The 12,908-nt window shown below is 39.7% G+C and carries 11 protein-coding genes; all 11 read left to right on the forward strand.

Annotation, left to right across the window (positions count from 1 at the left end):
* Positions 1–3: 3 nt before the first annotated feature.
* Genes ACXYMT_RS06735 through ACXYMT_RS06785 form a run of 11 tightly spaced genes read left to right on the forward strand, consistent with a single transcriptional unit; the run spans position 4 to position 12,872 of the window.
* The gene (locus ACXYMT_RS06735; RefSeq protein WP_459058317.1) at positions 4–1,431 is read left to right on the forward strand and encodes a CDP-glycerol glycerophosphotransferase family protein; all 1,428 of its coding nucleotides are present in this window, start codon (positions 4–6) and stop codon (positions 1,429–1,431) included.
* Complete coding sequence (locus ACXYMT_RS06740) at positions 1,424–2,503, forward strand: glycosyltransferase family 4 protein (RefSeq protein ID WP_459058318.1); 1,080 nt, start codon at positions 1,424–1,426, stop codon at positions 2,501–2,503. The genes ACXYMT_RS06735 and ACXYMT_RS06740 overlap by 8 nt, the downstream gene beginning before the upstream one ends.
* The gene (locus ACXYMT_RS06745; protein ID WP_459058319.1) at positions 2,494–3,639 is read left to right on the forward strand and encodes a glycosyltransferase family 4 protein; all 1,146 of its coding nucleotides are present in this window, start codon (positions 2,494–2,496) and stop codon (positions 3,637–3,639) included. Before ACXYMT_RS06740 ends, ACXYMT_RS06745 begins: the two co-directional genes overlap by 10 nt.
* Positions 3,617–5,167, forward strand: coding sequence for a glycosyltransferase family 2 protein (locus ACXYMT_RS06750; RefSeq protein ID WP_459058320.1), 1,551 nt, complete (start codon positions 3,617–3,619; stop codon positions 5,165–5,167). The genes ACXYMT_RS06745 and ACXYMT_RS06750 overlap by 23 nt, the downstream gene beginning before the upstream one ends.
* 20 nt (positions 5,168–5,187) lie before the next feature.
* Positions 5,188–6,189, forward strand: a complete 1,002-nt coding sequence (locus ACXYMT_RS06755; RefSeq protein ID WP_459058321.1) for a glycosyltransferase family 2 protein — start codon at positions 5,188–5,190, stop codon at positions 6,187–6,189.
* Positions 6,190–6,191: 2 nt separating this feature from the next.
* A complete protein-coding gene (locus ACXYMT_RS06760; RefSeq protein ID WP_459058322.1) occupies positions 6,192–7,277 on the forward strand; it encodes a glycosyltransferase family 4 protein in 1,086 nt (361 codons plus the stop codon).
* Complete coding sequence (locus tag ACXYMT_RS06765; RefSeq protein WP_459058323.1) at positions 7,261–8,067, forward strand: class I SAM-dependent methyltransferase; 807 nt, start codon at positions 7,261–7,263, stop codon at positions 8,065–8,067. The genes ACXYMT_RS06760 and ACXYMT_RS06765 overlap by 17 nt, the downstream gene beginning before the upstream one ends.
* Positions 8,068–9,303 (forward strand): glycosyltransferase family 4 protein, encoded by a 1,236-nt coding sequence (locus ACXYMT_RS06770; protein WP_459058324.1) that lies wholly within the window; start codon positions 8,068–8,070, stop codon positions 9,301–9,303.
* Positions 9,285–10,382, forward strand: coding sequence for a glycosyltransferase (locus ACXYMT_RS06775; protein ID WP_459058325.1), 1,098 nt, complete (start codon positions 9,285–9,287; stop codon positions 10,380–10,382). Before ACXYMT_RS06770 ends, ACXYMT_RS06775 begins: the two co-directional genes overlap by 19 nt.
* A gap of 34 nt (positions 10,383–10,416) precedes the next feature.
* On the forward strand, positions 10,417–11,814 hold the full coding sequence (locus tag ACXYMT_RS06780; protein ID WP_459058326.1) for an O-antigen ligase family protein: 1,398 nt from the start codon (positions 10,417–10,419) through the stop codon (positions 11,812–11,814).
* A 35-nt stretch (positions 11,815–11,849) separates the two neighbouring features.
* Positions 11,850–12,872 carry a glycosyltransferase family 4 protein gene (locus ACXYMT_RS06785; protein ID WP_459058327.1) on the forward strand — a complete coding sequence of 341 codons (1,023 nt, stop codon included), beginning with the start codon at positions 11,850–11,852 and terminating at the stop codon, positions 12,870–12,872.
* Positions 12,873–12,908 lie beyond the last annotated feature (36 nt).

Here is a 12,908-nt window from a genome sequence, read left to right on the forward strand (position 1 = left end):
AAGATGACTCAGGAAACTGATGCTCAAAAAAGCACTTTAGGAATTGTCATTACCGACGGCGTAGGTTTTAGAAATTTTATTCTTAGTGATTTCCTGGTTGAGGCGGAGATACAGTTTGATAGAGTGGTGATCTATTCGGGGTTGCCTGTTGAAATTTATGAGGGAATAATCAAGAGTAAGGTCGAAATACGTGAAGTGCTGGTTTATAATGAATCCTTCAGATCCTGGTTCTGGAGGAAATTTAAAGAAGTAGCACATTTGCAGTTGCATGCTGACTATTTTGGAATAAAAGATAACCTAAAGGCAAACAGATCGCAGAGTAACTCCAATAGAGGCAAAGTGACACGTTTTATTTACAGGATAACCCATTACTTCCATTCCGAAAGTTTTATTCAATATCTGGAAAACAAGCAGCAGAAAACACTAAAGAATCATGCGGTCACTCGGGCTTGCCTGGATTATTTAAAAGTTGACAAGCCGGATATACTATTTTTTACTCATCAAAGACCTCCATACGTTCTTCCAATTTTTGTGACTGCAAAAAAGCTAAACATTAATACCATATCCTTTATTTTTAGTTGGGATAACTTGTCGTCAAAAGGTCGTATGGCAGCCAATTTTGATAGCTTTTTGGTCTGGAGTAAGTTAATGAAAAAGGAGCTACTTTATTTTTATCCGTCCAGGCAGGAAGAGGATGTGAGGATCGTTGGCACCCCGCAATTTGAGCCCTACGTTACCCCCAAGTTGGAAACTACAGGAGAGCAGTTCTATAATAATTTTGATTTGGACCCGTCTAAGAAAACGATTTGCTATAGTTGTGGGGATATTTCAACCAGCCAGAATGATGAATTATATATTAAGACGATTGCTACATTTATTGAGGAGGGAAAATTAGATGAAGAGGTCAATTTTATAGTTCGGACTTCCCCTGCAGAGGAACCGCATCGTTTTGTTGGTTTAAAGGAGAAGTTTCCTTTTATCAGGTGGAATTTTCCTTTGTGGAAGAATGTGAGGGAAGATCATCCCGAGGCATGGAGTCAGAGAGTGCCTACAGCAAAGGACCTGAAGGATTTGAGAGCAATATTGGAACATTCAGATTTGGGAATAAATATGTGCTCTACAATGAGTTTGGATTTTATGATTTTTGACAAACCTGTAATTAATCCGGTTTTCGGAAATGAAGAAAACGGGCTATACAATGATCAACGTTTTCTAAAGTTTGGACATTATGAAAAAGTGGTAGAAAGCGGAGCGGTCAAAATATCCACAAATGAGGAGGAACTTCTTGAGGCTATTAACTACTATTTACAAAATCCAGAACAAGATAGTAGAAACAGAAAAGAATTACTTGATCTACAGATTGGAGAACCTTTAAAGGATACGAGTAGAAGAATTGCACTGGCCCTTGCTGAAGTAAAGCGATTTGAATAGACAGAAAAAAATAGCAGTAGTATGTAATTACAGGTTAGATCCACACCGCATAGGTGGAATGGATAGATTTTTTAGAGCCTATAACGAAGAGTTTCTTCAAAAAGGGCATAAATTGATCTGGTTTTTTTCTGCCGGAGAAAAATTTGAATTTTACTCTGGTTTTGAATTAGTCCTGGCGGCAAAGGGACAAACTTTAGAGGATCTTGTTTTAGATCATTTGAAGAAGAACAACCCGTTTGATTCTATTGTCACTCATTTTCTGCCACTATGTACGCCCTTTTTCAAAAAATTAAAAGAAAATAATAAACCATTTATAATTGCCGTGGATCATAATCCGCGACCGCTAAAAGATTTTCCTTTGAAGAAAAGGATCAAGAACAGAATCAAAGGCAGATTATATTCCGGGTATATTGACTGTTTTGTAGGAGTTTCTGAATACACAGCAAATCATATTCTCAAGGATTACGGGAAGGGTCTTAAGAGGAAGACCACAGTAGTTTATAATGGGATTGACACTTCTGTATATGAGAAGCGAACAGAAGAAAACCGGGGAAAATTTATTGTGGCCTCACATTTAAGAGAATCAAAAGGGATCCAGGATTTAATTGAGGCGGTAAACTTACTTCCTCAAGAATATAGAAACTTACTAAAAATTGACATTTTTGGAGAAGGCCCTCAGGAAAGAATTTTGAAAAATAAAGTGATGGAATATGAACTGGGGCAGCAAATAGAATTTCAAGGCAGTTCTTCAAAACTGCCGGAGCTTTTTCAGAATTATTCATTTCTGCTACAGCCCACTTATATGGAATGTTTCAGCCTTTCAATTTTAGAAAGTCTGGCCGCTAACGTGCCTGTAATCACCACTCCGGTAGGAGGAAACATTGAAATAATCGGGAACGGAAAAAACGGATTTCTATTTCCTCCCGGAGATATTACAGCTCTAAGAAATTTATTGAGTGAAGTACTTAATCACAAGGCTTCCATTAGAGGAGATGTAAGTCTGGAAATAGAAAAGGACTATAATCTTAAAAAGATGGTAAAGGAACATTTAAGTTTATTACCATGCATATAGGATTCCTCACTCCCGAATTCCCACATCCCGAAACAGGAAAATCTGCCGGTCTTGGCAGCAGTATTAAAACACTTGCGACTTCCCTGAGAAAAGAAGGCGTGGAGGTTAGTGTTTTTATTTACGGCCAAAACAGAAGCAAAGAATTGGAAGATGAAGGTCTGAAGTTGATTTTAATAGAACAAAAAAGTTATCCTTTTTTTGGATGGTTGCTTTACAGGAAATTTCTTGAAAAATATCTGAACAGGAAAATAAAGGAAAATAAGATTGATTTAATAGAGGCTCCTGACTGGACGGGTATTACTGCATTTATGAAACTTCGTTGTCCTCTGGTCATCAGGATGCACGGCAGTGATGCTTATTTTTGCGATCTCGAGAGCCGTAAACAAAAATGGAAAAATTTTTGGTTAGAAAAAACCGCCTTAAAAGCTGCCGAACATCTTCTTTCTGTTAGTCAGTTTACGGCAGATAAAACAAGGAAGATCTTTAGTTTGGAGAAGGGAATTACCATACTTCCAAATGGAGTGGATATTGATCAATTTGTACCCGGCAGAAATGAAGAAAAAGAGAAATCAATTCTTTACTTTGGAAGTCTGATCAGGAAAAAGGGGGTTCTTGAACTGGCTCAGATTTTCAATAAAATCACTGAGGTTCAACCGGATACTTATTTGAGAATGGTAGGAAAGGATGTTGTGGATGTTTTAGAAAAACGTTCGACTTTAGAGATCATAAGGGAAAGGCTATCAGAAGAGGCTAATGCACAATTCGAACACATTCCTGAAGTGCCTTATGATAAAATAAGTAGTATTATTAAATCACACGCTGTGGTTGTATTCCCTAGTTTTGCTGAAGCTTTTCCCATGACCTGGCTGGAGGCAATGGCGATGGAAAAAGCATTGGTAACTTCTAATATAGGCTGGGCCGGCGAGATTATGATCAGCGGGAAAACCGGATTTATGGTAGACCCCAAAGATCATTCTCAATTTGCAGATAAAATTCTCAAATTGCTGAACGATCCCAAGCTTAGACTTAATATTGGAAAAAGCTCAAGAAACAGAATATGTAAACATTTCTCTGCAGAGGTAATAGCGAAAAAGAATATTGAATATTATAAATATGTCACCGGAAGAGAAATTTAAGGAATACGAAACCTCCAAAGGTGAAATTCTTTGGTATCTGGGCGAACCTGCATTAGATAAACTGGAAACTCTTGCTGAAGGACCAGGGGATCTTTGGCACAGTTCGCTTGACCAGGGATTTACAGGGATTTTTCCCGAACTGAAATATCAGATAGCTGTTTTCTGGTGGTTCCTTAACGATTTTGAACATCTTGATCAGTCAGTTTGCTGGAGGATCAATCCCTATGCTTTTGTAGTAAGGAAAAAGGTATGGGAAATCATGAAAGGATTTCCGGAAGATTATGAATCTGACATCATGAGAGCTTTGGATTTGGGATTCCGGATGTTGAGGTATTGTGGGGGAGTACCTATGCACATAAACGATCTTTATCCTGAGGACAGGCAGCAGGTAAACATTCCCGCTTCGGACAGATATTTATTTTTCCTCAAGAACTTTAAAAAGGAACACGCAATAAACATGCTCCTGAAAAAAGGGAGTTTAAGTCCACTTCAGGAGTTGAAAGCATACAGAAAAGCTGTTTTCATCTCTTATCAGAAGAATGATTTCCCTCTCATTCCCCCAAGAGAGCTTAAAGAAGTGCCAGATGCTCCCGGAGTAAGTGTGATCATTCCCACTATGTTCCGTCAGGAATACACCGTTCAGCTTTTAAAGGATTACGCTCTCCAGACTTATCCTGTCAAAGAAGTGGTAGTAGTGGATGCTACGCCACCGGGAGAAAGAAATGAAGGTATTTATAAATCCGCAGTCTATCCATTTGATTTAAGAGTATTATGGCAAAAGACGAAAGGAAGTTGTAGGGCAAGAAATGAAGCAATCGAGGAGTGTACAGGGGACTATATTATTTTTGCAGATGATGATACCAGGATACCTAAAGATTTTGTGGAAAATCATTTAAGACTCCTTCACACCTATAAGGTTGATGCTTGTAACGGATTGGACGTTATGGCAGATAATTCCTCTCAGGATCTGAATGATCTGAAAAGGACCCTTGAAGAAATGGGATTGTCCCGGTGGAAAGCCGGAGCGGCCCAGACTTTTAGTAATGCCAATTCCTGTGTTAAAAGAACTCTGGTGTACAAGCTCATAGGGAACGATATAAATTTTGATGGGGGATATGGAGAAGACAGCGATTTCGGTTTTTCCCTTCTTGAAGAAGGAAGTATTGTGATACATAATCCTTTTTCTGTCAATCTTCATCTGAAGCCTAAAGCGGGAGGCTACAGACATTGGGCCAGTCAGTCTGCCATTTTGGGAAAGAAAAGGAAAAAACAGGCCTGGGAACTGGATAATCCTGTCGGATTAATTAAACCTGTTCCCAGCCCTACAATTATGTACGGAATTATCAAGAGATTTAAGAAGGATCAGATCGAAGAATACAGGTCCAGGTATTTTTTTCTTTATTTATGGCAGCGGCCCAGAAGAAAATTTTTATTTCGGGTCTTAAAATTGCCTTATAAAATAAAGCAGTTTAATTTGTCAATGATGTACGCTCAAAACCTCCTGAAGAGAGGTGAGAGGTACAGGTAAAATTAATCGACCTTCTATATATGTACACCAGTCTAATTATCTGTACCTATAATCGACCGGAAGCGGTAATCAACCTGTTGGATTCTATTTCTAAACAGAAAGAAATTCCTGATGAGGTGTTAATCATCGATGGTTCTGATAATGATCTCACTCAACAAAAACTCAATACATGTTCCCTTAAAGGCTTAAGATATTTTCACGTAAATAAAAAGGAAAGAGGCCTTACTAGACAAAGGAATTTTGGAATTGCAAACATCAGTGAAAAATCAGATGTTGTCTTTTTTCTGGATGATGATATTATTCTTGAACCCAATTATTTTACTGAGATCATTCGTACCTACACAATATATCCTGAAGCCATGGGAGTATCGGGGTATATTACCAACGAGGTAACCTGGAAAAGAGTTTCTCAGGATTACAATCCGAGTTCCGATGAATTTTTATACGACGGCTGGGTTAGACCTGAAGGATCCAGATTCGGACTACGGAGGAAATTGGGACTTGCTCCCGATAAGCCGCCTGGAATAATGCCTGATTTTTCACACGGTTATTCCACCGGATTTTTACCACCGAGTGGAAGGACCTACGAGGTAGAATTACTAATGGGAGGGTTGGCGAGCTACAGGACAGAAGTATTAAAGAAATTACAGTTCTCTACTTTCTTTGAGGGATATGGTCTTTATGAAGATGCCGATTTCTCTTTAAGAGTTTCAAATTTGGGAAGGCTATACGTAAATACAGCTGCGAGGTTAGAACACCACCATGATCCTGCGGGTCGTCCAAACATGTACCGTTATGGCAAAATGGTTATTAGAAATGGCTGGTATGTGTGGCGGATCAAAACTCCTCAACCATCACGAAAAGCAATATTAAAATGGCACTCAACAGCATTGCTTTTAACTTTAATCCGACTGGGGAATGTTATTAGTTTAAAAAATAGATCGGCTGCTTTACAGGAAGGTATAGGGAGATTTTTCGGTTGGATAAGCCTTTGGATCAAATCACCCAGCATAAAGTCTTAAAGATGAAGACAGCCATATTATCTTTCAGTATTAAAAACTCTTCACTTTCAGAATATTTTATCGAAATCGCTAATGGTTTGTCGAAAAGTCATCATGTCGTTATAGTAACGGATTGTTTACAGGCGCACCCGTTCCGTATTTGCTCCGGAATTAAGATCGTTAAAAGGCCCGCTTTTGGTCCTAAAAATCCAAAAGTTTTATGGTTTCTGTTTTCCCTGATTAAAAAACAAAAACCGGAAATTTTAATTGGAAATTTTAGCTCTGTGGGGCCTCTAATGATTTTTGGATTTTTGCTGAGAGTTAAAACCCGGATTGCCTGGTGTCATTCCATCTCCCGACAATTTTTAAATAAGCGACCTTTCTTTGACAAAAAGAAATATGTATATGCTTTAGCAACAAAAATTTTCGCTAATTCCATGTCAACTAAAGAGGACCTGGTTAATAACTTTAGAATAGAACCGCGTAAGGTGGAAGTTTTTTACAATGCTCTAAGAAAACCCAAAGTAAGTAATGAACTGCAAATGCCTCTGCAATTTACCTTTGCAGGAAGACTGGATGAATCTAAAGGTGTGAGAACTTTGCTTCAGGCCATGCCTTCTGTAGTGACGCGACACCCGCATATTCAACTAAAGATAATTGGTGGCCATCCTGATTCTGAATCAGTATATAAATGGAAAAATTTAGTTAAAGAACTTGGGCTGGAAAAAAATGTAGGATTTTTGAATTTTCAACCTAGCAGATTTGTTCTTGAAGAATTTTCTAAATCTTATTTCGCTCTGGTGCCTTCGATGGTGGAAGCATTCGGGTACGTAGTAATAGAAAGTTTTTCAGTCAAAACTCCGGTAATAGGTTCCAATACAACGGGAATCTCTGAAATAATCAGGGATGGTACGGACGGTTATTTGTTTGAACCTGGAAACCCGGAAGATTTGGCTGCGAAAATGATAAAATTGTTAGATGATCCAACCTTAAGAGAGAAGTTTAGTTTAAATTGCTTTAGGAGATTTGAAGAGAAATTTGAACTCACAAAAGTAGCTTCAGATTTAGTCAATAGAATTGAAATTTTAAACAGTGGCTCCAGTAAATAAAACAGATCTCAATAGACGACAACAGGAATTCTACGACAACAAGAAGAAGAATCTGCCCACCCGTGTTTGGTCATATTTTCGAAATGGACTTCTAAATCGCACGAAAAAAGGAGTAGGTATAGAAAGCGATATTTATGAACTTCATAGATCCTGGTTTGGAGACCTTTCAAATAAAAAGGTTCTGGATTTGGGTTGCTATGCAGGCAATAGCCTCAGTATCTATTTAGCTCAAAACTCTTCAGAATACCTTGGTATAGATCTCAGTCCAAAAGGAATTAAAAATTTGTCCGGCCGGCTTTCAGGACTAAGCGGAGCAAGAGCTGAGGTAATGGACTTTCTTTCAGACGATTTTACAGAAAAGGATTTTGACTTGATCTATGCCTATGGAGTACTACATCATTTCAAAGATGTGGATGAATTGATCTTAAAATTAAAAGAGAAATTAAAGCCGAATGGTTCCATTGTTAGTCACGATCCCCTGGAAACAAGTTTACCCATAAAAACGATTCGAACTATTTATCGCCCTTTTCAGAGTGACAAAGACTGGGAATGGCCTTTTTCCAAGAAAACCTTTTATAAATTCGACGAGGCTTTTGAAATCACAGAACGTCGGGCGGTTCTGGGAAAAACAAAGTGGTTACCATTCTTAAACCTGCTGCCTGGGTCTAGTGACAAAAAATTAGAGAAAGCTCAGGGCTGGCATCGGGAAGACTGGGAAAAGTCGGCAATAAATGATGAATACATGTTTGGTTGTATGCATCTGAGCATGCTGATGAAAAAAAGGACATAAATGCGGTTTGCAATCTTCACCCATGTAGCACATATTAAACGAAAGGGTCAGTTCTATGCCTATGCACCTTATGTGCGGGAGATGAATTTATGGTTGAAGCAGGTGGAGGAGGTGGAGGTCGTGGCACCTTTCATTAACGGAAGCCAAACCTCGACTGCTGAACCATACCGGCATGATCGAATTGAAATTACTGCTGTTCCAGCTTTCGACCTGCTCAGCCTGAAAAGTTCCCTCCGCGCTTTTTTTCTGTTTCCATTAATATGCACCCGAATCCTGGCCGCCATGAATCGGGCTGATCATTTACACCTGCGCTGCCCAGGAAATGTTGGTCTTATAGCCTGTTTTTGTCAGATATTTTTTCCGACAAAACCAAAAACAGCAAAATATGCAGGTAACTGGGATCCTCAGGCTAAACAGCCATGGACGTATAGGCTTCAAAAATGGATCTTAAGCAACACACTGTTAACACGGAATATGCAGGTGCTGGTATATGGAGAATTGCCGGGTAAGACGAAAAATATTGTTCCTTTCTTTACAGCTTCTTTTTTAGAAGAAGAAAAAGCTGAGGTGCTTAAAAAGGTACTTTCAGAACCCTTTACTTTTTTATTTGTTGGCAACCTGGTGGAGGGGAAAAGGCCTCTTGAGGCAGTTAAGCTGGTAGAGGCGATAAATGCAGAAGTTGTTCAGAACAGAGCTCCGAAGATCCGCGCTAGCCTGAAAATTTATGGAGATGGACCGGAAAGGCTGAAACTGGAAACCTACGTTAGAGAAAAGCAACTGCATCAATATATAATTTTTAAAGGCAGCCGACCTTTGGAAGAACTAAAAGACGCATATAAAAAAGCTCATTTCGTGATCCTGCCGTCCAAATCTGAAGGTTGGCCTAAGGCTATTGCCGAAGCTATGTTCTTTGGTTGCATTCCTATTGCCACTCCGATAAGCTGTGTGCCGTGGATGCTCGGGGGCGGCTGCAGAGGAATTCTGTTGGATGAGAATCAAGAAACAAGATCCAAGAACCAAGACAGGAAAAATGAGTGGTCAGAATACGGAGGTCTGGATGTGGAAAAAATCATTAAGCTGCTGGTCGATCAAGGAGAAATGAAGAGAATGTCTAAGGAAGCAAAGGAGTGGAGTCAGTATTATACTCTGGAGAAATTTGAAGCTGCAATTCAGGAGGTTTTGAACAAAGAACCACAAACTACAAACCATAAACAAAAATGCGCGTCCTCCAACTAATCGACAGCCTACGGCCCGGCGGAGCCGAAAAAATGTCAGTAACCTACGCCAACGCTCTGGCAAAACGCATAGACGCATCTTTTCTCTGCTGTACCCGGAAAGAAGGTTTGCTAAAAAAGCAGCTGACTCCCGAAGTTGGCTACCTCTTCCTTAACAAAAAAAGTACCTTAGACTTGGAGGCATTTTTAAAGCTTCGAAAATTTGTAAAAGAAAATAAGATCGATTTTATTCAGGCTCACAGCAGCTCCTGGTTCCTGGCTCTTATGGTGAAGCTCAGTCTGCCAGGGTTAAAATTAATTTGGCACGACCACTATGGAAGAAATTTGAAGGAACGAAAAATAGGAATTTTAAGACCCGCTTCCCGGTTTTTCGACGGGGTGATTTCTGTAAATTATGATCTAAAAGAATGGGCTGAAGAGAACTTAATGACAAAAAAGATCAGGTTCTTCAGGAATTTCCTTCCTGAGGCCGCTCTGATAAAAAATTCAGCAACCGCTTCTTCTTTTCAAGGTAGCAAAGATGATTTCAAGATCCTATGCCTGGCCAATCTGCGTCCACAGAAGGATCATCTGAACCTGCTGAAAGCTTTTGAGCTGGTGGTACAGGAGCACCCGCAGACTTCCCTGCATCTTGTGGGAAGAGATGACCAGGATGTCTATTCTGGAGAGTTAATGGCTGTTGTTAAACAAGAAGGTCTAACAAAGAAAGTTTTCTTCTATGGGGAACAGGAAAATGTAGAAATTTTCTTGAAAGAAGCAGACCTGGGTATACTGTCCTCGGCATCGGAAGGTTTACCGGTAGCGCTTTTGGAATATGGTCGTGCAGGTTTGGCAGTGGTCTCTACCGACGTGGGTCAATGTGCTGAAGTCATAGGATCTGTAGGGAAGCTGGTAACTCCTAAAGACCCTAAAGCGCTCGCACAGGCGATCAAAGAATATATTGAAGATTCTACACTAATCAAATCAGATGCCAGGTCTCTTCAGGAAAGTATAAGATCAAACTATTCCGAAGCAGCTGTAATGCCTCAGGTTGAGGAATTTTTCAATTTAAACTTTAGACCTGGAACATTAAACCTATAGAGTTTTCCTTATTATTGTAGTCTTATCTTCAGTTATGCCGGCAATTTCCGTCCATTCCCAACAATATTCTGCCACCATTTCTAAACTGGCCAGAATAAAGTATGTGAAGTTGTTGCTTTTGCACTTTGGAATTGCATTTGTTATTTATCTCTACAGACCCGCTGCATCTCTATATTTCCTTAGTGTTTTTGGATATTTCCTTTTTTTGGTTTTTGAAAAAAGAAATAGAAATAATGAAGCTCTTATGGCAGCCGCCTACATGGCAGGCGCTGAGGTTTTCTTTCGTATGACTGAATCTATTCCCTTCTATGAAACCGGGAAATACTCAGTCATCCTATTTTTGGTAATAGGAATGTTCTTCAAAGGTACTTCCTCTAAAACAGTTCCTTTTTGGAGCTATCTACTTATTCTAGTGCCGGGAATTGTATTTGCAGCTGTCAATTGGGAGTATGATTACGACTTTCGAAAACAGGTGGCTTTTAATATCAGCGGGCCCGTGTGTCTTGGTATATCTGCTTTGTACTGCTATTATAAGAAGGTAAAGAAAGAAGATTTTCAAAAGATTCTGCTAATGCTGTTGTTCCCTCTTCTGAGTCAAATGTTTTACTTGTTTCTGTATACCCCTAACATGAGGGATGTGGCAGTAAATCTACAAGCGAACTATGCGGCTACGGCAGGTTACGGACCGAACCAGATCTCCACTGTCTTTGGCCTGGGGTTTTTTCTTCTGGTTTGTAGATTATATACGGTAAAGAGTAAGTGGATAAATTTTATTGATCTTGTGCTGCTTGGAATGATGAGTTATCGGGCTCTTATGACCTTTTCCAGGGGAGGAGTGTTGGTGGGGGTCATTTGTATTGCTGCATTTATTGCCGTGTACTTCTATCACGAAAAGGAAAAAGAAAGATTCAGGATACGGTTTAAGACTTTTATCCTGTTAATCTCAGCCGTGTTAATATGGGGGTTTTCAGTTTTCCAAAGCGGTGGGTTATTAGATAATCGTTATACAAATAAAGATGCAGCAGGCAGATTAAAGGACGATATTACTACAGGTAGAGCAGAGCTTGTACAAACTGAACTGGAAGGCTTTTACAATAATCCGGTTACGGGAGTTGGAGTAGGAAGAGCAAAAATTCTTCGTGTGCAGGAAGTAGGGTACGAAATTGCTTCCCACAGTGAGATCAGCAGGTTATTATCTGAACATGGACTGTTGGGTTTATTAGCCGTTGTAATTCTTATATTTGTCCCTGTTATATTTTGGACAAAATTTAAAAACAATTATTATTTTTTAGCTTTCTTAGCTTTTTGGTTTCTTACTATTAACCATTCGGCCATGAGGATCGCTTTGCCGGCATTCGTTTACGGGCTTGCCCTTTTATACATAGTTGATGATAAAAAGAGGCCCGTATACAAGAAAAAGATTAAGGCGTAACAATTAACAAGGTCTGGCGCTGTTATATATAGTTGATGAAAAAAAGAATTCTTTATATAGGTAACAATCTTTCCAATCCCACCTTTACCGCTACCTATATTTCTTTTTTCAGTGAGGTATTAAAGCAGGAGGGGTATTGGGTGAAGACGGCCTCTGCTAAAGACAACAAGGCGCTTCGCCTGGTGGAAATGCTTTCTCTCATTTGGAGCAACCGCAAGGAAACCGATGTGGTACTAATAGATACCTATGGTGCCCAGAATTTTTACTATGCTTACAGCATAGGGAAGCTTTGTCAGCAGTTAAAACTGCCTTACATTCCAATCTTACACGGCGGAAACTTAAAAGAACGTTTAGATAAAACCCCCAATCTTACAAAATCACTTTTCGGCAATGCCCGAATTAATGTGGCCCCCTCACATTTTTTATATGACATCTTTATAAATCACGGATTTACCAACTCCCGGATCATTCCGAATTCCATTACCCTGGAGAATTATCCTTTTAAGGAAAGGAAGACATTTAAGCCCAATTTTCTGTGGGTCCGTCGGTTCCAGGAGCGATATAATCCGTTGATGGCGATAAAGGTTTTCGAGCAGATCTACCACAAGCATCCCAAAGCTAAATTATGTATGGTTGGTCCGGAGAAGGACGGTTCTTTGGCAAAATGTGTAGATTATGCAGTGCAGCGACATCTACCTGTTGATTTTCCCGGAAAGATGAAAAAGAAAGATTGGGCAGCTTTATCGGTAGACTATGATTTCTTCATCAATTCTACAGATGTTGATAACACGCCAATCAGTGTTATTGAAGCCATGGCCCTTGGCCTTCCCGTGATCTCTACAGATGTCGGCGGTATGCCTTACCTCATTGACAACGCCAAAGACGGCATTCTCGTACCTCAAAATGATGTTCCAGCGATGGTCACTGCCATAGAAGACCTGCTTAAGAGTCCTGAAAAGTGTCAGTACATAGCACAAGCGGCTTATGAGAAGGTTAGGAGGTTTGATTGGGATATAGTTAAAGAACAATGGATCGAAGTCCTTAATGGAGAGTTGTGAGTTCTCAGTTGTGAGTTCTCAGTTGAAAAACTTCGC

It is taken from the genome of Salinimicrobium sp. CAU 1759 (genome assembly GCF_054482715.1).

Excerpts from the sequence above, each read along its gene's own strand:
- ACXYMT_RS06750 (WP_459058320.1), top strand. The coding sequence starts at position 3,617 with ATGTCACCGGAAGAGAAATTTAAGGAATACGAAACCTCCAAAGGTGAA.
- ACXYMT_RS06745 (WP_459058319.1), top strand. The coding sequence starts at position 2,494 with ATGCATATAGGATTCCTCACTCCCGAATTCCCACATCCCGAAACAGGA.
- ACXYMT_RS06770 (WP_459058324.1), top strand. The coding sequence starts at position 8,068 with ATGCGGTTTGCAATCTTCACCCATGTAGCACATATTAAACGAAAGGGT.
- ACXYMT_RS06760 (WP_459058322.1), top strand. The coding sequence starts at position 6,192 with ATGAAGACAGCCATATTATCTTTCAGTATTAAAAACTCTTCACTTTCA.
- ACXYMT_RS06780 (WP_459058326.1), top strand. The coding sequence starts at position 10,417 with ATGCCGGCAATTTCCGTCCATTCCCAACAATATTCTGCCACCATTTCT.
- ACXYMT_RS06775 (WP_459058325.1), top strand. The coding sequence starts at position 9,285 with ATGCGCGTCCTCCAACTAATCGACAGCCTACGGCCCGGCGGAGCCGAA.
- ACXYMT_RS06735 (WP_459058317.1), top strand. The coding sequence starts at position 4 with ATGACTCAGGAAACTGATGCTCAAAAAAGCACTTTAGGAATTGTCATT.
- ACXYMT_RS06755 (WP_459058321.1), top strand. The coding sequence starts at position 5,188 with ATGTACACCAGTCTAATTATCTGTACCTATAATCGACCGGAAGCGGTA.
- ACXYMT_RS06785 (WP_459058327.1), top strand. The coding sequence starts at position 11,850 with ATGAAAAAAAGAATTCTTTATATAGGTAACAATCTTTCCAATCCCACC.